The sequence below is a fragment of the Micromonospora sp. NPDC049801 genome (genome assembly GCF_040656575.1).
Taxonomy (GTDB): Bacteria; Actinomycetota; Actinomycetes; order Mycobacteriales; family Micromonosporaceae; genus Micromonospora.
In genome coordinates this window covers 114,722-135,932 of sequence record NZ_JBFAMS010000006.1, presented here as the reverse complement: position 1 = coordinate 135,932, position 21,211 = coordinate 114,722, and the positions used below count along the sequence as shown (strand labels likewise).

21 protein-coding genes are annotated in these 21,211 nt (G+C 70.1%); 16 read left to right on the top strand and 5 right to left on the bottom strand.

Annotated elements, in window-relative coordinates; genetic code table 11:
• The first annotated feature begins 31 nt into the window (after window positions 1-31).
• From AB0I89_RS13435 to AB0I89_RS13395, 9 genes are all read left to right on the top strand, one after another.
• The gene (locus tag AB0I89_RS13435; RefSeq protein ID WP_357125085.1) at window positions 32-649 is read left to right on the top strand and encodes a TetR/AcrR family transcriptional regulator; all 618 of its coding nucleotides are present in this window, start codon (window positions 32-34) and stop codon (window positions 647-649) included.
• Window positions 646-1,317: a VC0807 family protein gene (locus AB0I89_RS13430; protein WP_357125082.1), complete on the top strand. Its 672-nt coding sequence runs from the start codon at window positions 646-648 to the stop codon at window positions 1,315-1,317. Before AB0I89_RS13435 ends, AB0I89_RS13430 begins: the two co-directional genes overlap by 4 nt.
• Window positions 1,314-2,528, top strand: a complete 1,215-nt coding sequence (locus AB0I89_RS13425; RefSeq protein WP_357125079.1) for a nucleotide disphospho-sugar-binding domain-containing protein — start codon at window positions 1,314-1,316, stop codon at window positions 2,526-2,528. Before AB0I89_RS13430 ends, AB0I89_RS13425 begins: the two co-directional genes overlap by 4 nt.
• The gene (locus AB0I89_RS13420) at window positions 2,525-3,427 is read left to right on the top strand and encodes a helix-turn-helix domain-containing protein (protein ID WP_357125076.1); all 903 of its coding nucleotides are present in this window, start codon (window positions 2,525-2,527) and stop codon (window positions 3,425-3,427) included. Before AB0I89_RS13425 ends, AB0I89_RS13420 begins: the two co-directional genes overlap by 4 nt.
• Window positions 3,428-3,486: 59 nt before the next feature.
• Window positions 3,487-4,080, top strand: a complete 594-nt coding sequence (locus AB0I89_RS13415; RefSeq protein ID WP_357125073.1) for a dihydrofolate reductase family protein — start codon at window positions 3,487-3,489, stop codon at window positions 4,078-4,080.
• A complete protein-coding gene (locus AB0I89_RS13410; protein WP_357125070.1) occupies window positions 4,077-5,006 on the top strand; it encodes an NAD(P)-dependent oxidoreductase in 930 nt (309 codons plus the stop codon). The genes AB0I89_RS13415 and AB0I89_RS13410 overlap by 4 nt, the downstream gene beginning before the upstream one ends.
• Window positions 4,987-5,415, top strand: a complete 429-nt coding sequence (locus AB0I89_RS13405) for a PPOX class F420-dependent oxidoreductase (RefSeq protein WP_357125067.1) — start codon at window positions 4,987-4,989, stop codon at window positions 5,413-5,415. The genes AB0I89_RS13410 and AB0I89_RS13405 overlap by 20 nt, the downstream gene beginning before the upstream one ends.
• Window positions 5,416-5,771: 356 nt before the next feature.
• Entirely contained in the window at window positions 5,772-7,124 is a 1,353-nt protein-coding gene (locus AB0I89_RS13400) for an RICIN domain-containing protein (protein ID WP_357125064.1), read from the top strand.
• A gap of 225 nt (window positions 7,125-7,349) precedes the next feature.
• The gene (locus tag AB0I89_RS13395; RefSeq protein WP_357125061.1) at window positions 7,350-7,625 is read left to right on the top strand and encodes a hypothetical protein; all 276 of its coding nucleotides are present in this window, start codon (window positions 7,350-7,352) and stop codon (window positions 7,623-7,625) included.
• 51 nt (window positions 7,626-7,676) lie between these two features.
• Here the strand turns inward: AB0I89_RS13395 and AB0I89_RS13390 are convergent, their stop codons facing one another.
• Together AB0I89_RS13390 and AB0I89_RS13385 are read right to left on the bottom strand one after the other, a co-directional pair.
• Entirely contained in the window at window positions 7,677-8,141 is a 465-nt protein-coding gene (locus AB0I89_RS13390; protein ID WP_357125058.1) for a helix-turn-helix transcriptional regulator, read from the bottom strand.
• Window positions 8,142-8,196: 55 nt separating this feature from the next.
• Window positions 8,197-11,064, bottom strand: coding sequence for a BTAD domain-containing putative transcriptional regulator (locus AB0I89_RS13385; RefSeq protein ID WP_357125700.1), 2,868 nt, complete (start codon window positions 11,062-11,064; stop codon window positions 8,197-8,199).
• Between the two features lie 215 nt (window positions 11,065-11,279).
• Between AB0I89_RS13385 and AB0I89_RS13380 the strand changes: the two genes are divergently transcribed.
• Both AB0I89_RS13380 and AB0I89_RS13375 read left to right on the top strand, forming a co-directional pair.
• A complete protein-coding gene (locus AB0I89_RS13380; protein ID WP_357125055.1) occupies window positions 11,280-12,113 on the top strand; it encodes an alpha/beta hydrolase in 834 nt (277 codons plus the stop codon).
• 9 nt (window positions 12,114-12,122) lie between these two features.
• Window positions 12,123-12,971: an alpha/beta hydrolase gene (locus AB0I89_RS13375; protein ID WP_357125051.1), complete on the top strand. Its 849-nt coding sequence runs from the start codon at window positions 12,123-12,125 to the stop codon at window positions 12,969-12,971.
• A 111-nt stretch (window positions 12,972-13,082) separates the two neighbouring features.
• Here AB0I89_RS13375 and AB0I89_RS13370 read toward each other — a convergent pair whose 3' ends face one another.
• Window positions 13,083-13,949, bottom strand: a complete 867-nt coding sequence (locus AB0I89_RS13370; protein ID WP_357125048.1) for an alpha/beta hydrolase — start codon at window positions 13,947-13,949, stop codon at window positions 13,083-13,085.
• Between the two features lie 374 nt (window positions 13,950-14,323).
• On the opposite strand from AB0I89_RS13370, the gene AB0I89_RS13365 reads away from it, so the two are divergent.
• From AB0I89_RS13365 to AB0I89_RS13350, 4 genes are read left to right on the top strand one after another with little or no spacing between them, the layout of a single operon-like run.
• On the top strand, window positions 14,324-14,713 hold the full coding sequence (locus AB0I89_RS13365; protein ID WP_355047873.1) for a GntR family transcriptional regulator: 390 nt from the start codon (window positions 14,324-14,326) through the stop codon (window positions 14,711-14,713).
• A complete protein-coding gene (locus tag AB0I89_RS13360) occupies window positions 14,710-15,591 on the top strand; it encodes an ABC transporter ATP-binding protein (RefSeq protein WP_357125044.1) in 882 nt (293 codons plus the stop codon). The genes AB0I89_RS13365 and AB0I89_RS13360 overlap by 4 nt, the downstream gene beginning before the upstream one ends.
• Window positions 15,588-16,604 (top strand): hypothetical protein, encoded by a 1,017-nt coding sequence (locus AB0I89_RS13355; RefSeq protein ID WP_357125039.1) that lies wholly within the window; start codon window positions 15,588-15,590, stop codon window positions 16,602-16,604. The genes AB0I89_RS13360 and AB0I89_RS13355 overlap by 4 nt, the downstream gene beginning before the upstream one ends.
• 32 nt (window positions 16,605-16,636) lie before the next feature.
• Complete coding sequence (locus tag AB0I89_RS13350; protein WP_357125036.1) at window positions 16,637-17,038, top strand: cupin domain-containing protein; 402 nt, start codon at window positions 16,637-16,639, stop codon at window positions 17,036-17,038.
• A 51-nt stretch (window positions 17,039-17,089) separates the two neighbouring features.
• Here AB0I89_RS13350 and AB0I89_RS13345 read toward each other — a convergent pair whose 3' ends face one another.
• Both AB0I89_RS13345 and AB0I89_RS13340 read right to left on the bottom strand, forming a co-directional pair.
• Entirely contained in the window at window positions 17,090-17,863 is a 774-nt protein-coding gene (locus AB0I89_RS13345; protein ID WP_357125033.1) for a hypothetical protein, read from the bottom strand.
• 151 nt (window positions 17,864-18,014) lie between these two features.
• Window positions 18,015-19,487: an endo-1,4-beta-xylanase gene (locus AB0I89_RS13340; RefSeq protein WP_357125029.1), complete on the bottom strand. Its 1,473-nt coding sequence runs from the start codon at window positions 19,485-19,487 to the stop codon at window positions 18,015-18,017.
• Between the two features lie 399 nt (window positions 19,488-19,886).
• On the opposite strand from AB0I89_RS13340, the gene AB0I89_RS13335 reads away from it, so the two are divergent.
• Window positions 19,887-21,131, top strand: a complete 1,245-nt coding sequence (locus AB0I89_RS13335; protein WP_357125026.1) for a PQQ-dependent sugar dehydrogenase — start codon at window positions 19,887-19,889, stop codon at window positions 21,129-21,131.
• Window positions 21,132-21,211: the final 80 nt, after the last annotated feature.

Here is a 21,211-nt window from a genome sequence, read left to right as displayed (position 1 = left end):
GGGAAGCCGGCCTTCTGCTGAACTTTTATCTATGCAGATAACACCGGAGGTCGATCGAAAGACGCAGATTCTGGAGGCGTTCGTCGAGCTGCTGGCCGAGCACGGCTACGCGGGGGCGACGTTCGCGCGGATCGTCGAGACGGCGCGACTCAGCAGCACCCGGCTCATCACGTACCACTACGACACCAAGCAGGAGTTGGTCGCCGCGGCGTTGCGCCACATCGTCGACCGGGCGCAACAGGTCATGGTCCCGGCGATCGAGGCTGAGTCGACGGCACGTGGCAAGCTCGCCGCGTACCTACGCTCGAACTTCCGCTTTCTGGGCGAACGACCGGCGTACGCCCGCGCGGCCGTCGAGATCGTCCGCAACCTGCCCAGGGACACGGCGGATGCGGATGCTCGCGAGGACGTACCCGTGATGCTGCTGGCGCACCTCTTCGTCGCCGGCCAGGAGTCCGGGGAACTGCGCACGTTCGATCCGGTGGTGATGGCGGTGACGGTCCGCGCCGCCGTCGACGCCGCCGTCGAGCGGTTCGCCAGCGGTGGCGGATTGGACCTGGCCGCCTACGCGGAGGAGTTGTGCGCGCTCTTCGACCGCGCGATCGCCGCCGAGCCGGCCACGAGGGATCGCGGGGAGGTGCTTCGGTGAGGCCGGTCAGGAACGACACCCAGCCGACGCCGACTGCCGCCGGGCGTACGAGCGAGCGCGCCCGCCGCGCTCTGGTCGGACGAATCGTCGTCGACGTGGTCCTGCCCCTGCTCGTCTACTACGCGCTTCGCGCCCTGGGCGCCGGCGTGCTGGCCGCCACCCTGGCCGCGGGGGCGGTCCCCGCGGCGAACGCCGCCCTGGTCGCCGCCCGCAGCCGGCGGATCGACGTCGCGGGCCTCGTCGTCGTCAGCCTCTTCCTGGCGGGGGGCGCGCTGAGCGTGGTCACCGGGGACGCGCGGCTGCTGTACATCAAGGACGGCTGGCTCACCGGCCTGCTCGGCGCCTGGGTGCTGCTGTCGCTGGCCATGAAGCGGCCGTTCATGCTCCACCTCGGCACGGCCATCGCCACCGCGAAGGTCGGTGATGCTGGCGCTGCGGCGTGGCAGCGGCGCTGGACCGACGATCCCGTCTTCCGGCGCCGCCTGCGCCTGGTGAGCGTGGTGGTCGGCGTCGTGCTGATGCTGGACGCCGTGGTCCGCGTCGCCATCGCGTCAGTGATCGACCTCGACGCGGTCGCGACGGTCACCAACGTGCAGTACGTCGTCATGCTCGCCGGCCTGCTGTCCTGGTTCTTCTGGTACACCGCCCGGCACGGGCTGCGCGCATGAGCACGAAGGCCAGTGCGCACGTCGCCGTCCTCGCCGTCGGGGCCACTGGTCACCTGCTGCCCGTCCTCGACGTCATCGAGGAGTTGCGGGCCCGCGGGCACCGGGTCACCTGTTTCGCCCCGGACGGCGCCGCACCCGCCGCGCGACGTGCCGGCGCGCACGTCGTGACGTACGAGTCCACGCTTGTCACGCGCCCGTCGTCGACGGTGCCGCCGGCTGATTTCGCGGTCTGGCTCCCGTTCGTGCTCCTGGCGGAAGCAGCCGCCGTCGTCCCCCAGATCATCCCCGTCCTGCGCGGCGACGTCCCCGACGTCCTGCTCTACGATCGGGCCGCGCATCCGGCCGGCCGCGCGCTGGCGCAGTTGCTGAACCGGCCGGCGGTGGCGATGTTTCCGTCCTTCGCACAGGGGCCGGCGTGGTCCTTGGCCGCGGCCACCGGGCAGGCGAGCGTCCTGGACCCCGCACATCCCGCCTTCGCCCCGTTGCAGGACCAGCTCGACCAGTTCTCCGCGCGCTGGGGACTGGAGCGCGGCACCGTACGCGACCTGGCCGAGGCACGCGAGCGGCGATCGATCGCGTTCCTCCCGCGGTGGTTTCAGTGCAACGGAGAGGGCTTCGGCCCGGACCACCACTTCGTCGGACCGTGCCTGCGCTCGCGGCTCGGCACCGGACCGGCAGTGCGCGAGCGCCTCGTGTACGTGAGCGCGGGCACCGCGGCGGCCGAGCCCGAGGCGCTACGGCCACTGATCCGAGCGGCGGCCGCCGCGGCGCCCAACCGCCGGGTGCTCGTGTCCACCGGCGGGCTCCCGATCGCCGCTCTCGGGACGCTGCCCGACCGGGTCGAAGCCCACGAGCACGTCGACCAGCTCGCCGCGTTGGCGCAGGCCGACCTGTTCGTCACGCACGCCGGGATGGGCAGTGTCATGGAGTCCCTCTGGTTCGGCGTTCCGATGGTCTGCGCGCCGCGTACCAGCGAACAGCACGTCGTCGCGGCACGGGTCGAGGCTCTCGGTCTCGGGGTGAACCTGTCGAACGGTGCTGGTCCGAGCAGCGACGTCGAGGCCCGGATCCGCGACCTCCCGCACGATCCGACGATCCGTGAGCGCCTGCGTACCGCATCGGCGACGGTGCGGGCGGCGGGCGGGCGTCGAGCAGCCGCGGACGCGGTGCAGGGGGCCATCGCGTCCGACGGGGATCAGGTCCGCGCGTGAGCGCAGGCGAGTCCTACGTTGAGCTTGCCCCGCTGCCAGGGCTGGTCGACCACCTTCGGACCGTGTGGGTGCAGACCACCGGGACGGCGCCCTACCTGCAGCGGCACCTGCCCACCGGTGGCGCGGAGCTGCACTGGCCGCTCGGCGGAGAGCCACGCCTGCTCGGCCCGTTGACCGGACCCCGGGTCGAGGTGATCCCCGCGTCGACGATCCTGCTGGGCGTCCGATTCCATCCGGGGGCACCCGTTCTGATACCTGGTGGCGTCGGGGACCTGCTCGACCGGCAGGTCGCGCTGGACGAGCTCGGTCACCGGTGGGTGGACCGGCTCGGCGAGGCCATTGCCACCGCCGTCACACCTCGGGCGGGGCTGCTCGTCCTGCAGGAATTCCTGCTGCGCCGCACGCGGACCGCCGGCGGGGATCCCCTCGTTCGCGCGGCGGTACGCATGCTCATGCCCTGGGCGCTGCGTGAGATCGGCGTCGTCGCCGACCACCTCGGACTGTCGGTCAGCCAGTTCCGTCGCCGCTGTGTGTGGGCGGTGGGAACGGGTCCGAAGTCGTTGCAGCGGACGCTGCGGTTCCAGGGTTTCCTGGCGTTGGCGCAGTCGGGCACCATGGCGGCCGGACGACGCGGGGCCGACGGAATGGTGGGACTCGCGGTCGATGCGGGGTACGCGGATCAGGCCCACCTGAGTCGAGAGGTGCGGCGTCTCAGCGGGCTGACGCCGGCCGGACTGCTCGGCGCACAGGTCGACCGGTGCTCGTGCGGGCACGACCACACCGCGTCGTACGCGCCGTTCCTCGCGGCTCGATCGCCCGAGAAAGTCCAGGTCGGTGGAGACGCAGACCACGTGACGGTGCGCGATTCGTTCAAGACCGGTAAGCGCGTCGCTCGATAACGTCCCCCTCCGTGGCAGGCCGGCACCTACCCGGTCCCGCGACGAGTGAGAGGCGATACATGAGCAAGGTCCTCGCAGCCCTGTCGGTCTCGGTCGACGGATACATCACCGGTCGTGACCCGGGACCCCGACGCGGCCTCGGTGACGGCGGCATGCTGTTCGACTGGTATTTCGACGGCGACACACCGAGCGCGGTGTTCGACGGTTTCCGGCTGAGCGCTCCCAGCGCCCGCGTGTTCGACACGGCCGCGGCCAGGGTGGGAGCGAGCCTGGCCGGGCGCAACACCTACGACGACTCCGGCTGGGACAGCGGCGGCACCCCTCACCCCGACGCGCCGCTCGTGGTGCTCAGCCACCGATCGCTGCCCGCCGAGCATCCGCGCCAGATTCTGGTGACCAGTGGCATCGAGGAGGCCGTCGACACGGCCCGCCGCCTGGCCGGCGACAAGGACGTGGCCCTCATGGGGGGCGGAGTGACCACCGCCGCGCTGGCCGCGGGTCTGGTCGACGAGCTGATCCTGCACCAGCGGCCGGTGCTGCTGGGCGCCGGCCGGCCGTACTTCCAGGCCCTGTCCGCACCCGTCGAACTCCGCCTGATCGAGGCCGTCGCCGCGCCGGCCGTGACCCACCTGCACTACGAGGTGGTCCGGTGATCCTCGTGACGGGCGGCCTCGGCATGATCGGCGCCCAGACCGCGCGCGCCCTGACGGACCTCGGGCACACCGTCGTCGCGACCGCCCACCGGCGAACCGAGCGCCCGTCGTTCCTGCCCGACGACGTCATCGTCGAACAACTCGACGTCACCGACGCCGCCGCGGTGTCCACCCTCGGCGACCGGTACCGGATCACCGACATCGTCCACCTGGCCGGCAGCATCCCCGGCGAGGATCGAGTCGCGTACTTCCGGGCCGACACCGCCGGGCTGCTCACCATGCTCGACGCCGCACGCAGCTGGCGCGTGCGGCGTTTCGCCGTCGCCGGCAGTCTCGGCTCCTACCTGGGCAGCAGTGCGATCACTTGGCACGAAGACCTGCCCCTACCCGCGGTGGCCGTACCGCACCCGATCATCGCCTTCAAGAAGGCTGTCGAACCGCTCACCACGAATGCGCTGCGGGACACCGGGATTCAGGCGCTCGTGCTCCGCATCGGCAGCACCTGGGGACCGCTCATGGACCCGGCCACTCCCTTCAACGCGGTCCCGCCCTACATCAGCTCCGTGCTACGCGGGGAACGCCCCACCGCCCTGCACGCCCACGACGGGGGCGACTTCTGCTACGCCCCCGACGCTGGACGCGCAATCGCCCTGCTCATCACGGCAGACGCCCTCGGCCACGAGATCTACAACATCTCGAGCGGACAGCCCTTCACCAACGGGCAGCTGATCGACGCCGTACGCGCGGCCATTCCGGACGCGCGGCTCGACGTGCTCGACGTGCTCGACGGTCGCAGTGGCGGACCGGGGCGCGATCCCTACCTCGACATCTCCCGCCTCACCACCGACACCGGCTTCGAACCGGCGTTCGACCTCACGGCCGCCGTCGCCGACTACATCAGCTGGCGTGCCCATCACGCCCGATAACCACCACACCACCGGAGGGACCACCGTGCTGCGTCTCGACATCCGCCGTGTGCTCGACGGGTCACCGATCGCCCACCTTGCCACCGTCCTGCCGGACGGCGCACCGCACGCCACCCCTGTCTACGTCGGAACGCACGGCGAACACATCGTCATATTCACCGGGCCCGGCAAGCGCAAAGCGCGCAACCTGCGCCGCGACCCGCGCCTGGCGTTGTCCATCGCGCCGGCCGACGATCCGTTCACTCCGATTGTCGTACGCGGCCGTGTCGTCAACTGGCTCGACGGCGACGCCGCGTGGTCGATCATCGACCGCATCGTCGCCAAGTACACCGACGGGACGTACCCGCGCGACGACGAACGCGTCGTCGCCGTCATCGAACCCGAGCACCAGAGCATCGGCATCCGCTGACGCGCAGCCCGTCCCCGCACACTGGCAGCGGTCGCCCAGGTCTGTCTCGTCTCGGTCGTCGCCGCCCAAGACATTGACACCCCTAATTGCGTGATCTAGCGTCGAGTCGAATCGGTTCGACCCTCGGATCTGGTGCTCCGGCATCCTCCGACGGCCGGGCGCGTGGTGTTCGGGCGAACGTTGTGGGCCACCGACGATTCGACGACCATCCGGTCCCGCACGGGCCGCAGGACCGGTGGCGTCCAGCCGGCCCTCGTCATGGGCACGTCCCGCGCCGCGCGTGGATCACCTCGTACCGAACAGACGAGGCGTCGTGCGGCAGGCCGACGTTCCTTTTCGCACAAGGAGATTCAACTGTGCCACTTCGCAGACTGTCCGCCCCCTGGATCGGGGCAGCCATGGCGGTCCTGGTCCTGATCGCCGTCGGAACCTACATCGTCACCAGCGTCACTCCGGCAGCCGCGGCCAGCACCGCCGGCTGCGGCAAGGCGCCGGGCTTGAACAGCGGCACCCACACCATCCAGAGCGGCGGGAAGAGCCGGAGCTTCATCCTTCGGCTACCCGACAGCTACAACAACACCTACGCCCACCGGCTGGCCTTCGGTTTCCACTGGTTGGGCGGCACCGCCAGCCAGGTCGCGTCGGGCGGCACCGACGGCGCGCCGTGGGCCTACTACGGCATGCTCTCCCAGGCGAACAACACCACGATCTTCGTCGCCCCGCAGGGACTCAACAACGGCTGGGGCAACGCCAACGGTGAGGACGTCACCTTCACCGACGACATGGTCCGCGTGATCGAGAACGCCCTCTGCGTCGACACGACGCAACTCTTCTCCGTCGGGTTCAGCTACGGCGGAGCGATGAGCTACTCGCTGGCGTGTTCCCGGCCGACGGTGTTCCGCGCGGTCGCGGCCATCGCGGCCCCGGGAGCGATCAGCGGATGCAGCGGCGGCACCCAACCCGTGGCGTACCTGGGGATCCACGGCATCAACGACAACATCGCGAACGGCCGGGCGTTGCGTGACAGGTTCGTCCGCAACAACGGATGCGCCGCGCAGAACCCGCCCGAGCCCGCGGCCGGCAGCCGGACCCACATCACCACCGCCTACTCCTGCCAGCCCGGATATCCGGTGCTCTGGGCCGCGTTCGACGGCGGACACCAGCAGGGCCCGGTGGACGGGTGTGCGGGCTGCGAGAGCGGCGCGCGGAGCTGGGTCAAGCAGGAGGTGTGGAACTTCTTCGCGCAGTTCGGCGGCGGCGCGCCGCCCACCACTCCCCCGCCGACGACTCCCCCGCCGACGACCCCGCCACCCAGCCAGCAGAGCGTGCTGATCGTCGGCAGCCAGTCCGGCAGGTGCGTCGACGTCCCCAACTCCAGCACGGCCAACGGCGCGCGCCCGCAGCTCTGGGACTGCCACGGTGGCGCCAACCAGCGTTGGACCCGGACCGCCAACCGCACGCTGACCGTCTACGGCAACAAGTGCCTGGACGCCAGCGGCAGCGGCAGCAGCAACGGCACCGCGGTCATCATCTGGGACTGCAACGGCCAGTCGAACCAGCAGTGGAACGTCAACTCCAACGGCACCATCACCTCCGCGCAGTCGGGGCTCTGCCTGGACGCCGTCAGTTCCGGCACGGCCAACGGGACACAGCTGCACCTCTGGGCCTGCCACGGCGGCGCCAACCAGCAGTGGAGCACGCGCACCTAGGGCATCGCCCACCACCTGTCAGAGACGCGCCGCCCGGGTTCTGTCCCGGGCGGCGCGTGTCGTTCGGGTCCGATCGAACGGCCGAACGAGTAGCCGCCGGATGCTCGTACACCGGGTTCCGCGGTGCTGACGCCCGTTGCAGAATGCGCTGCATGGCGGACATCGACCCACGACGGCGCTGGCGCGAGCAGCGGCGGGCGGAGCTGCGCGGACGGTTCCACCCGGATGTCGCCCAGGGTGGCCTCGAGGGATTCGCGTTGGTGTCCGGACGGCACGCTGACGGCCGAGGTCGTCCATGTGCAATGGCTGGACAACCACCCGGCCGGGCCCGACACCCACGTCACGGTCTCCTTCGCGGACGGCACCAGCGTGCAGTTCACCTTCGACACGCGGGTCGTCAAGGGGCGAGCGGCCGATCTGGGGGTGCTGAGTCGAGACGAGCTTCGTCTGGCAGCGCCGTCCGGATGGGGAGCGAACGTCGGACACTGGGACCAGCGCTGACTCGGGTCCCGCGACACGCGAACCGCGTGCCGACGCGCAGACCGGGGAGCGTCAGAGACGAGGGCGATCGGCCAGTTCTCGGCGTGAGGTGATGTCGAGTTTGCGAAAGATCTTGCGGAGGTGATAGTCCACCGTGCTCGGGCTGATGAACAGTTGTGCCGCCACCTCCCGGTTGGACGCGCCGTCCGAGACCCGGCGAGCGATGTCGCGCTCCTGACTGGTCAGGCGACGGCTCTGGGCGAAGCGATCGGTCGTGCGGTGGCTCAACCTCCCGCGCAGTTCGCGGCGGGATGCGACGTTCAGCCGGTGGAACACTCCGCGCAGATGGTGTTTGACGGTGTGGGGGCTGATGACCAGGTGTCTCGCGATCTCGATGTTGGTGGAGCCGGCCGCCACCAGCAGGGCGATCTGTTCCTGTCGGGGGGTCAGTGCCGCACCCGGATGAACGCGGGAAGAGTCGGCTGGGGGGCAGTGCATGGTGCTCCTCGGGCGCGGGTTCGGGGTCTCGACGACCATCCGAACGCACCGCTGTGCGCGACGAGTGCAAACTGAGTGCTCGCGCCCTAGCCGCTCACGACGCGTCGCTCATCAGACTCAGCCGGGCCCGGACGTACGCGACCATGGTTCGGTACGTCTCGGCGTCCTCGATGCCGGCGAACTCGATGAGTTCCCGGAAGCCGTTGTCGGCGATCAGGCCCTCGAACCGCTGGCAGCCCTGTACCGCGCGCGCCTGGTCGCCCAGGTCGAACGCGGCACGCGCGAGGATCGCCGCGACGGCGCAGCGGGGACCGTTCGACTCACTGACGCCTTCGGCCAATCCCCACTCCGAGATCGTCACCGCTCGCTCAAGCTGACCGAGTTTCCAGGACGATTCCGCGAGGAGTTGCGCGTAGCGGACGTTCAGGTGATCAAGGTGCTGCACCATCGCGATGGCCAACCCCTCGTCCGCGATCCGTACGCCGTCGTCGAACCGACCCGAACCGAGCCGCGCTCTCGCGAGTGTCAGCAGCGAGACGGCGAGCGGTTCCTGACGCTCCGTCTGCCGAGTGAGAGCCACCGAGCGTTCGCCGTACGCGTTGGCGGCGTCGTGGTCGCCACGCGCCGACGAGAGCACGGCCAGGTTTCGCAGGACGTCGGCCTGCCCGGCGAGGTCGCCGGCGCCGGCGAAGATGGACAGGGCTCGACGGAGGTATTCGTCGGCCGGTGGCAGCGGGGCGAAGACCTCACCGATGGTACGAAGAAGCTCGGCCTCCATCAGCGGCTCGCCGAGCGCGCCGGCCAGGTCGAGGATCGCGAGGACGGTCGGTGTCCGGCCCGCGGGGATGGAGTTGCTGCCCGGCGCCGAGGCCGCGAGGACCATTGCCGCCGCATCGCGCGCCAGGCCGTGGGCGAGGGCCAGCTCGATCGTCGCCCACAGCGCTGGCCGTTCCCGTGCGTACCAGGCGGCAGCCTGGGACACGCTGTCGAACGACTCGGGCGTGACGTCCGGTGGCGTCCCGGTGGCGGTGCCGACCGGCTGCCGGTGGTGTCTCGCGTACGCGGCCCGGGCCGAGTGCAGGTAGTGCATGACGAGACGCCGCTCGTACTCCGGTCGCTCTCGATCCTCGTCGAGAAGCTCACCCGCGTAGGCCCGCAGCAGGTCATGCAGGAAGTACCGCCCGGACTGCGCCTCGTCGAGCAGGTTCGCGGTCACCAGTTCCGTGAGCAGCGTGCGCGCCCTCGTCCGACTGACCCCGGCGACGCTCGCCATCGACTCCAGCGAGACCCCCGGACCCGGGTGGACGGCGAGAGCGCGGAACACCTGCGCTGCCGATGGATCGAGAGCGCGGTACGACCACGAGAACACCGACCGGACATCGTCTGACGGGTCCGCGCTGGACAACGCGTCGAGTCTGGCTGACGGGGCCGAGACGGCGCTGACGACAGCGCTCAATGGCAGGGCCGGATTGAGCGCCACGCGGGCGGCGACGATCGCCAGTGCGAGCGGCAGCCCGGCACAGAGGCTGATGACCTTGTCGAGCGAGGCCGGGTCCATGGTGGCGCGGCGGGTGCCGAGACGGTTGATCAGAAGCTGCCGGGACTCGGCCCCGGTCAGCCGGTCGACCTGCAGGTAACGTGCCCCCTCCCGGGTGACCAGGCTCGTCATCCGGTGGCGGCTGGTCACGATGACCAGACAGCCTCGGGAGGCCGGCAGCAGCGGACGGACCTGATCGGAGTCGCGGGCGTTGTCGAGGAGGATCAGAACGCGACGACCGGCGAGGCGACTGCGATAACGAGCCGCCTGAGCGTCGACGTTCTCCTGCGGTGACGAGACCGCCGGCTCGCCCAGTGACGCGAGCAGCGTGGCGAGCGCCTCCTGCGGTGACATGACCCGTCCGTCCGGGTCCAGGCCCCTCAGGTCGAGGAACAACTGACCATCGGGAAACTCGTTGGCGATCTGGTGGGCCCAGTGCACGGCGAGGGCGGTCTTACCGATGCCACCCATACCGCCGAGTACGGTGATCACGATCGTCGCGTCGCTGAACGCGTCGGAGAGTAGGCCGTCGAGCACTGCGGCCAGGTCGTTCCGTCGGACGAAGCCCGCGACCGGCGGCGGCAGCTGCGCGGGCCGGGGAGCCTCCAGCGGACGCAGCTCGTCCGGCGAGCTTCCGCCGCTGGCGAGCAGCTCCCGGTACGCCTCCCGCAGTTCGGGCCCCGCATCCACCCCCAGTTCCTCGGCGAGACGTTGGCGCGTCCGCTCGAATACCTGCACCGCTTCCGCCCGGTGGCCGGTGGCCACGTACGCGCGCATCAGGCACGCCTGCAGCGCCTCGTCCAGCGGCGCCGCGGCGGCCACGCTCACCAGCGGGGTCAGGGCGGCGTCGGCCATGCCATGGGCCAGCGCGGCTTCGCTGGCCGCGAGCGCCACCGCGACGCGCTCCCGTTCGATGGCCACGAACTCCGGCGAACGCAACGCCCCGGTCGGCAGGTCGGTGAACGCGGGGCTGCGGCCGAGTTCCAGGGCGGTCAGGTAAGCCCGCACGCCGGACACGGCATCCCCGCCCGCCAGCGCCTCGCGGGCCCGCCGGACCAGCTCGCGATACATGGCCAGATCGGATGCCTCGGTCGCGAGGATCAGCCGGTAGCCCGTACCGGCCGGTAGGAGGTAACGACCGGTCTCGCGGACGTCCAGGTCCGGTTCCAGAATCCGGCGGAGGTTCCCGACGTGCCGGTGGATCTGGTTGGCGGCGCTGGCCGGAGGTCGGTCGTCCCACACGCTGTCGACGATGCTGTCGAGGCTGACCGCGTCACCGCCGGCCGCGAGGAGCTTGGCGAGGATGACCCGCTGGCGGACCGGGCCGAGATCGACGTCCGAGCCATCCCGCCGGCAGCCCATACCGCCGAAGACCTTGAACTCGCAGTGCGACGGCGGCCCGTCCGAGAGCCTGCGGTCGGGCATGGTCACGATTGACATCCTAGAGACGAAGGGGTGGCGGCTTCGCTTTTCGGCCCAAGCCTGCGACTCCTGCCGGGCCCGCCGCATCGCCCATCGCTCGTTGTCTTTCGGGCGGCCGACGACGCCGGGGACTACGTGATTCGGGTGATTCCGAAACGCCGCCACCTCCGTACCTTCGGCAGGGTTCCCAGCGTGGAACGCAAGCCCAAGGAGTACGCATGCCCCATGTCAGCGTTGGCTCAGAGGGAGCCAACCCGATCGACATCCACTACGAGGACCACGGCGCCGGCACGCCGGTCGTGCTCAGCCACGGCTACCCGCTCAGCGGGCAGGCCTGGGAGAAGCAGGTCGCCGCACTGCTCGCCGCCGGGTACCGCGTTATCACGTACGACCGGCGCGGTTGGGGCGATTCCAGCCAGCCCGCGGGTGGATACGACTACGACACGTTCGCCAGCGATCTGAACGTGCTCCTCACGACACTGGACGTACGCGACGCCATTCTCGTGGGCCACTCGATGGGGACCGGTGACGTCGCCCGGTACCTGGGTCGCTACGGCACCGAACGCGTCGCGAAGGCCGTGCTGATGTCGCCGATTCCGCCGTTCCTCCTGAAGACGGACGACAATCCCGAAGGCGCGCCGCAGGCGTTGTTCGATGGGTTCATCCAGGCCGCGCGGGCCGACCGGAACGGGTGGCTCAAGCAGTTCCTGGAGAACTTCTACAACCTCGACGTGTACGGCGGATCGCTGGTCGGCGACGAGGCGTTCCAGGCCAGTCTGGCCGTGGCCGAGGCCGGGTCCCCGGTCGCCGCGGTGGCGTGTATCCCCACCTGGCTCACCGACTTCCGCGAGGACCTGGCCAAGGTTGACGTGCCGGTGCTCGTGATCCAGGGCGACCAGGACCGTGTGCTGCCCATCGGGGTGACCGGCCAGCGGGTTGCCGCCTTCGTCGGGGATTCCCGGTTGCTCGTCATCGAGGGCGGGCCGCACGCCATTGCCTGGACCCACGCCGATCAGGTCAACGCCGCCCTGCTCGATTTCGTGCAGCAGTAAGGAGAAACCGTGAAATTGTCCTTCAAGCGCCGCCTCGTCTCGGTAGGCGTGGCCATCGGTGCCCTCACCCTGACCGGTGTCGGTGTCGGCACCGCGCAGGCCTCGGCGACTCACGTCACGCAGTCGCGCCCCGCCGCGACCAAGCCGACAGTCGTGCTCGTGCACGGCGCGTGGGCGGACGGGTCGAGTTGGGACAAGGTGACCGCCAAGCTCCAGCACGACGGCTACCGGGTGGTCACCCCGCCGAACCTGCTGTCGGGCGTGGCGAACGACGCCGCGAGTCTCCGCGCGTACCTGGACACCATCACCGGGCCGATCGTCCTCGTCGGGCACTCGTACGGCGGCATGGTGATCACGAACGCCGCCCTGGGCAACGAGCGGGTCAAGGCCCTGGTGTACGTCGACGCGTACATCCCGGACCAGCACGACACCGTCTTCTCGCTGACCTCGGCCGTGCCGGGCTCGGTCTTCGGGGGCGACACGTCCGCCGTCTTCGACCAGGTCGCGATCCCCGGTGAGACCGGCAACGTCAACCTGTACGTGAAGCCGTCGGTCTTCGGTACGGCGTTCGCCGGCAGGAGCATTCCCGCCAAGGACGTGGCGGTGCTGGCCGCCCGGCAGCGTCCGCTGGCCTTCAGCGCTCTGGTCGAGGAGTCCGGCGCGCCGGCGTGGAAGACGATCCCCTCGTGGTCGGTGATCGGCAAGCAGGACGCCGTCATCCCTGCCGCCGAGCAGGTCGTCATGTCCGAGCGGGCCAAGGCGCACAGCGTCCAGATCAACGCACCCCACCTGTCCATGGTCACCGACTCGGGTGCGGTCACCAACCAGATCGAGGCCGCCGCCAAGGCGACCAACTGACACGGCGGCCGGCCGTGGCACCGCACAGCGCGATGCCACGGCCGGTCGGGAGGTGGCCGCGTGGGCTGGTCCAGCCCACGCGGCCACTGCTGCCGATGTCACGAGACCTCGTCAGGCGGTCGTCCGGGCCGCCTCCAGAATGACCCTGGTGACCTGGTCCGGGTGCGAGATCAGGCCCAGGTGACCGGCGTCGATCCGGGTGATGTCGGCCCCCGCCCGCTTCATCATCTCCTCCTGGCGGGCCGGCGGAATGACCAGGTCCTCGGTGCCGACCACCGCCCACGCGGGGATCGTCTTCCACGCCGGCTCCGTGGCCGGCTCGCCCAGCGCGTTGGTGGCCAGGGCGGTCTGGGTCACGGCGAGCACCTCCGCCTGCCGCCGGGGCAGACCGTTGGCGAAGCCGGGGATGAACACCTTCGGCAGGACGTACGCGTCGGCCGCGCCCTCCGGGGCACCGGGGAACGGCACGAGCCGGAAGACGCTCGTGGGGTCGGTCAGGGCCGGCTCGAGGATCGAGCCGGAGCCCGCGGTGAGCTCCTCCACGGTCTCCCCCTTGTCCGGCGCGAAGGCGTCCACGAACACGAGCGCCTTGACGTTCTTGTTGCCGGTGGCGGCGTCGCTGATCACGAAGCCACCGTACGAGTGGCCGGCGAGCACGATGGGACCTTCGATGGTGGACAGGAAGTCCTTCAGGTAGCCGCTGTCGATCGACGGCCCTCGGCCGGGTTGCGGCGCGACCTGGACGTCGAAACCGCGCGCCTGGAGTCTGCGGATCTCCCCATTCCAGCTTGAGCCGTCGGCCCAGGCACCGTGCACGAGGACGATCGTCGGTCTGGTGCGGTGCCCCTCGTCGGGGGTTGGTTGCACGCCGCCGTCCGCGAACACGCTTGGGGTGCTCGATCCGAGCACCGTCACCAGAGTTGCGGCGGCGAGCGCTGCGGCGATGACCTTCGGCCGACGTAGCGAGATTCTGAGCATGTCTGTTCTCCCTCGTTGGTCAGTGGATGCCGAACGCGGGCAGATGTGCGTGGCTGCCGACGCGACCCAGCCGAGGCCGCAACCCGTCGGGAGCACCGCCGAGCGGCACGTGACTGATGACGGCCCGCCTCGACCGCTGCGGCATGCTGCATGATCGCCCGACCTCACCGTACTCACAGTGAGGCGGATTCCTGGGCAAAACAGGAGAGTCGCTCAGATTTAGCAATCAAGACGGAGACGGCATCAAAAGGGCAGCCTTTCCCACCCCTCGGGTGGTCGGTCGAGATTCCACGGCGCGAGATTCGGGCCTTCGGTAGCGAAGGGACCGTCCATAGCCCTATTCTGCTAGGCAACTAGTGGAATGGGGTGGCGAGGTGATCGAGTTTCACCTGGACTCGCGGTCCGGGGTTGCGCCGTACATGCAGCTCATCCGACAGGTGCGGCACGCGCTCCGGCTCGGGGTCCTGAACGAGGGCGACAAGTTGCCCACCGTCAAGGAGGTGGTGGCCCGGGTCGCGATCAACCCGAACACGGTGTCCAAGGCGTACCGCGAGTTGGAGTACGAGGGCCTGGTCGTGGCCCGACCCGGGCTGGGCACGTTCGTCACCCGCACGCTGGGCGCCGACTCGCTGGACAAGCACGAGCCGCTGCGGCAGGACCTGACGCGCTGGCTGAACGAGGCCCGGGATGCGGGCCTGGACGACGAGAGCATCGAGGCGCTCTTCCTCAGCAGCTTTCGGGTCTTTTCGGAGGCCCGAGCATGACTAGTGCGCTGATCGCGGAAGGTCTGAGCAAGCGGTACGGCCGGCGTTTCGCGTTGAAGGACTGCACTCTGGACATTCCGTCCGGTCACGTCGTGGGTCTGGTCGGACCCAACGGCGCAGGCAAGTCCACTCTGCTGCAACTGGCCTGTGGGTTGCTCCGTCCGACCTCGGGCCGGATCGAGGTGCTCGGCACGCGGCCGGTCAGCGGGTCGGCGCGGGTCGGTTTCGTCGCCCAGGACACCCCGGTCTATGCCAACCTGTCCGTCGCGGATCACCTCCGGATGGGCGCCCACCTCAACCCGTCCTGGGACGCTGGGCTCGCCGGGCGGCGGATCGCCCAGATCGGCCTGGACCCGACGCAGAAGGCGGGCAAACTGTCCGGCGGCCAGCGCGCCCAGTTGGCCCTGACCATCGCCGCGGCGAAGCGGCCCCGTCTGCTGCTGCTCGACGAGCCGGTGGCGGCACTCGATCCGCTCGCCCGGCGCACCTTCCTGCGGGGGTTGATGGAGTTGGCCGCCGACGAGGACATGAGCATCGTGATGTCCTCGCATCTGGTCGCCGACCTGGAGCGGGTCTGCGACCACCTGATCGTGCTGGTCGCCTCGCGGGTCCAGGTGGCGGGCGACGTGGACGACCTGCTCGCCACCCACCACCGCCTGGTCGGGCAACGGCGTGCGACCACCGACCTGGGCGCGGGGCACGCCTTGATCGAGCAGAGCCACACCGAGGCGCAGTCGACCCTGGTGGTACGCAGCACCGCGCCGATCGTCGATCCGTCGTGGCAGGTCGATCGGCTGGACCTGGAGGACATCGTGCTGGCGTACCTGAGCGGAGCCACCGGCAGCCGGCCCGATCGGGTCCTGGAGGGACAGCGATGATCTGGATGACGTGGCGGCAGTTCCGGACGCCGGCCCTGGCCACCGGCACCCTGTTGCTGGTGCTCCTGGGCACTCTGGCGCTGACCTGGGCGGAGGTGCGAGAGCTGGCCACGCAGACCGGGTACACCGGCTGCCAGGGTGACGGCTGCCTGGCCGCCGGCGAAGCCTTCCTCCGGGCGCTACAACCGGGATGGGCGAGCGAGTTCCACATCGCCGCCATCGGGGCGCTGTACCTGCTACCCGCCCTGGTGGGCATCTTCTGGGGCGCGCCGCTGGTGGCCCGGGAGCTGGAGTCCGGCACGTACCGCATGGTTTTCAGCCAGTCCGTCAGCCGGGGTCGCTGGTTGCTGGTCAAGCTTGCGGTCGGCGGTGGCGCCGCCGCTCTCGGAGCCGGCCTGCTCAGCCTGACGCTGACCGAGTGGGCGCAGCCGATCGACGGGGCCTCGGCCGACCGGATGAATCCGCTGGTGTTCGCGGCCCGGGGAATCGTGCCGATCGGCTACGCGACGCTGGCCTTCGTGATCGGTGTCGCCGCCGGGCTGCTGCTACGGCGAACCCTCGGCGCGATGGCGGTGACCCTGCTGCTGGTGGTCGGCCTCCAGGTCGCCGCGCCGTTCGTGGTACGCCCCTGGTTGGCTCAGCCGGTCACCACGGTCAGCCCTCTGGAGGTGGACGGTGAGTACGGAATCTCGATGAGCCCCGACACGGGGCGGATGACGCTCCACGTCGAGCCCGATCGCAGGGGCGACTGGATCGTGTCGAGCACCACGATCACCTCGACCGGGGCGGAGTTCAGTGGTCCGGCCGACACGACCCAGTGCGGCCCGAAGGCCCCCCACGACCGCGAGACGTGCCCGAGGTGGCTGGAGAGACAGAACCTCAGCCTGAGGGTGAGCTACGTGCCCGGGTCGAAGTTCTGGAACCTGCAATGGCGGGAGTTCGGCCTCCTGATCGCGTTGACCGTCGCGCTGTCCCTGCTGTCGCTCTGGTGGGTGCGCCGCCGACTGGTGTGACGGCGCGGCGAGACGTCCCTTAGGTTTCGGCAATGCAGATCATCGAAGGGGCGGGCCGGTGGACCACACCCGGCGGAGCCGTCAACGACTGGATCGAACACCTGAGGGTTCCGGACCTGTCGGTGGGAACGTACTGCATCCCGGCGGGCGGTCTCGACGATCAGAGCCCGCACACCGAGGATGAGATCTACGTGGTCACCGCCGGGCGGGCCCGGATCGTGACCCCGGACGGCGCGGCCGAGGTGGCCCCAGGTTCGGTGATCTTCGTGCCGGCCGGCGAGGAGCACCATTTCGACGAGGTGACCGAGGACCTGACGCTGCTGGTGGTGTTCGGTCCGGCGTACGGCTCGCGCGCTCCAGATCGGCGAGCCGACCAGTTCGGCCGGGGTACGGCAGCAGAGCCGCACCCCGGCCGGGACGTCGATCGCGACTGACATCACGACCACCGGCGTCGAGAGCCCTCGCGCACCTGCGGGGGCGTCAGCTCAGCAGCCGAGCCGCTTGGTCGACAGGGCGATGTCGTCGATCCAGAGGTCGAACTCACCCGGCGTCGTGCCGCCCTGGTAGAGCTGCCAGCCGATCTTCACCGTGTCGACGGTCGGTAGCACGAAGGGAACGTCGTTACCGCCGTGGTCGTTCGTGGAGGCGGTCAGCTCCGGGTTCGCCACGCCGTCGATCCACACGGCGACGCGGTTGTCCGCCGCGTCGATCTGCCATTCGAAACACTGCCAGGTGTCCTCGACGACCGGGGCGGACTCCCGCCAGTTGGTCCAGTCGCCGGTCGGACCGCCGTCGGCGCCGATGCCCCAGAACGTTCCGGGCACGGTGGGCGCGTACTGGCCACCGACCGGACGCACGACCTCCGCGCTACCGCTACCGGTCGCCTCGACCAGCGTGAAGTGCGCCCAGTCCGGGGCGGTGGGGAAGGCGTCGACGCGCAGGCGCATCCGGCCGTAGAAGCGGTTGCCCGGCGCGGCGAAGTCGTCGACGCGCAGGAAGGCACGTCCGTTGTCGACCGTGTGGACGTGCAGCACCTGGTTGCCCCGGCGAGCACGTTCGACGGTGAGCGTGCCGTGGCGGGTGTCGACGCCCCAGTTCACCGTGCTGGCCCCGCCGGTCGGCAGTCGCTCGAAGTCCTCACAGAAGAGCAGGCCACGGGGGCACGAGGGCCGGGACGCGCCCGATGCCCCGGCCGGAGCGCTGCCGACTGTGGTGCCGAGGAGCAGGGCGGCGCTGAACACCGCGAGAAGTCTGCGCATGGTCGTTCTCCCTATCGACGAGGTGCGGTACGCGAGGACGGTTACTTCGGTCGCGTACCGGTCCGACCACGACGGCGCCCGGGCCCGGAGCGGGTGGCTCCGGGCCCGGTCAGCGTCCCGACGCGGAGGGACCGGTACGCGTCGTCGCGCGTCAACTGGTGCAGGAGAGACCGCTCGGTGCGGTAGTACTGCTGCCGTTGACCAGGAAACCGAAGGTGGTCGAGGCGTTCGCGCCGAGAGACCCGTTGTAGTCGGCGTTACGGACGCTGACCGTTCCGCTGGTGCCGGTGTTGATGCCATTCCAGACATTGGCGATGCTCTGCCCGCTGGCCAGCGTCAGCCGTACGGTCCAGCCGCTGAGGGTGGCGGAGCCGTTGTTGGCCACCGTGACCTCGCCCTGGTAGCCACCGTTCCAGCTGTTGACCATCCGGTACGTCGCGCTACAGGCACCCGGCGGCGGCGTGGTCGGCGGAGGCGTGGTCGGCGGAGGGGTCGTCGGCGGAGGGGTCGTCGGCGGAGGAGTGGTCGGCGGAGGGGTCGTCGGCGGAGGGGTCGTCGGCGGCGTTCCCGGCACGGTGGTGGAGGCGGCGTTGAGCGCGTTGAGGACGGCGGTGTACGCCGCCTTCGGGTTGCTGTTGCGGTCGAAGAGCAGCGGGTTCTCGCTGCCGCGCCACGAGTCGCTGTCCCGGATGCCCCACGTCGTGATGCCAACGCAGCGGGGGACGTTCATGCAGGCCTGGGTGAGGCCCTGGTACTGGCTGGTCGAGGCGTTGGTGACGTCGGCCTCGGTCAACGCCACGTCGACCCCGAGGGCGGCGAAGCTGGACAGGGTCTGCTGGAAGTTGCCGGGCAGCGAACTGCCGCCGGTGAAGTGGGTCTGCAGGCCCACGCAGTCGACCGGCACGCCCCGGGACTTGAAGTCCCTGATCATGTTGTAGACGCCCTGCGTCTTGGCGTACGTCCAGTTCTCGATGTTGTAGTCGTTGTAGCACAGCTTCACGCTCGGGTCGGCGGCGCGCGCGGTCCGGAACGCGACCTCGATCCAGTCGTTCCCGGTGGACTGCAGGTTCGACGACCGCCGACTGCCGTTCTCGGCGAACGCCTCGTTCACCACGTCCCAGTACGCGAACTTGCCCTTGTAGTGGGCCATGACCCCGTTGATGTGGCTGATCATCGCGTTCCGCAGGGCGCTGCCGCTCAGGCTCCCCCAGAACCTCGGCTGCTGGGCGTGCCACGCCAGGGTGTGACCACGGAACCGCATGCCGCGCTGGGTGGCCCAGTTGTAGATCGCGTCACCGCGATCGAAGTTGAACTGGCCCGGGTTGGGCTCGGTCGCGTCGGGCTTCATCTCGTTGACGGCCGTCATCATGTCGAACTCACGGCTCGCGATGGTCAGGAAGCCCGAGTCGTTGAGACGGTCCGCCCCCATGGCGGCGCCGAAGTACCGGCCGCTGCGCTCGGCGGCGGCCTTCAGGGTGGTCCCGGGCGATCCGGGGAGGTCGGCGCGGGCGAAGGTCGCCACGGCCATCGAGGACACGGTGATCGCCAGGGCGCAGGCACCACCCAGGAGCAGCCTCGCGGCGCCTCTGGTCCGGTGCTTCGGTCGAGCGGGTACGTCGTTCATCTGTGCACTTCTCCTCGGTGTTTCGGCTGGTCCGTTGCCGACTCGAGGCACGGGACCGAGGAGGACCGCACGGCCGACGACCGGAGCACCGCGCTCGCCACTGGACCAGCACGCCGCAGGTGACGCCGAGCCGGCGTCAACCCCGCCGCGCCCGAAATCGGTGGCCACCGCCGGCTGCCCGGCCCGCCCGGTGGATGGCGAAAAACTCCGCGCCGCACGCCCCTGCGGAGTAACACTGCCCTGCCGCGATGCTATATCGAATCGGCTCGATCTGGACAGCCGGCGACCGACGACGGTGGCGCGCAGGACAGACGACCAGCGAGTTTGGCATCGACCTGGGTCGATGTAGTGTGGAAACGCTCCCACACCACCTCCACCCACCTGATCGAGGAGCCGAACATGCAGCGACGGCGACATCGTCCGGCCACCATGCTGGCCGGCCTGCTCATCCTGGCCCTGTCCGTGCTTCTGTCACCACCCGCGTCGGTGGCCGGCAGCGCGGCCACCGGCGCGTCCCATGCCCGCGCGACGCCACTCACCGAGCTGACCGTGGTGTCCGAGCGGGTGGCGTTCGGACTGCAGCGCCCGATCGCGATCACCGGCCTGCCGGACGGTCGAATGTTGATCGCGGAGAAGAACGGCACTGTCCGCGCGTACCACCCCGCCACCGGCCTGGCGGCCGATCCGGTGCTCGACCTGACCGCCCGGATCGACACGTCCGACAACGAGCGCGGCCTTCTCGGCATCACGCCGGCACCGAACTTCGCGCGCACCGGGGTCCTCTACGTGGCCTACACGAGCCTGCCGGCCGGCGCGCTGACCCTGGCGCGGGTGCCGCTCGGCGCTCCCGACCGGCTGCAGGTGCTGCTCACCCAGGAGCACGCCGAGTTCGGCAACCACAACGGCGGACAGGTGGCCTTCGGCCGCGACGGCTACCTGTACTGGTCCACCGGCGACGGCGGAAACGCGAACGACCCGTTCAAGAGCGGCCAGAACCTCGGCACCCTGCTCGGCAAGATCGTACGGATCGACGTCAACCGCAGCTGCGGGGGCAAGCCCTACTGCGTACCCGTGGACAACCCCTTCGTCCGCACGGCGGGCGCGCGGCCGGAGATCTGGGTCTACGGGCTGCGTAACCCGTGGAAGTTCTCCATCGACCCGGCCGACAACTCGCTCTGGATCGGCGACGTCGGCCAGGGCCTGATCGAGGAGATCAACCACATCCGCCCGTCACAACGTGGCGCGAACCTCGGCTGGTCCTGCAAGGAGGGCACGCCGGTCTTCGACCAGACGCAGTGCCGGCCGGGCGTACGGCTCACCGATCCGGTCGTCGAGTACGAGCACTACCTGACGGAGAACTGCTCCATCATCGGCGGCCTGGTGTACCGGGGGTCCGTCACCCCGGAGGCACGGGGGACCTACATCGCGAGCGACTACTGCTCGACCCGAGCGTTCGCCGTGCGTCCCAACCCGACGGGTGGCTACGAGTCCGCCGAGATCGGCACCTTCCCCACCCAGCCGACGGCGTTCGGCGCGGACGTGAACGGGGAGCTGTACGTGCTCAGCGACCTCCCGGGCTGGCTGAGCAAGGTCCGGTTCGAGCGGGTCCAGCCCACCCCGACCGCCGGGGTGGCCAACCGCTGAGCCTCGGCGGAAACCGGCACCGGTGACACCGCGGTGGACTGCCACGCACCCGTGGCGGTCCACCGCGGCACGGGGAGAAC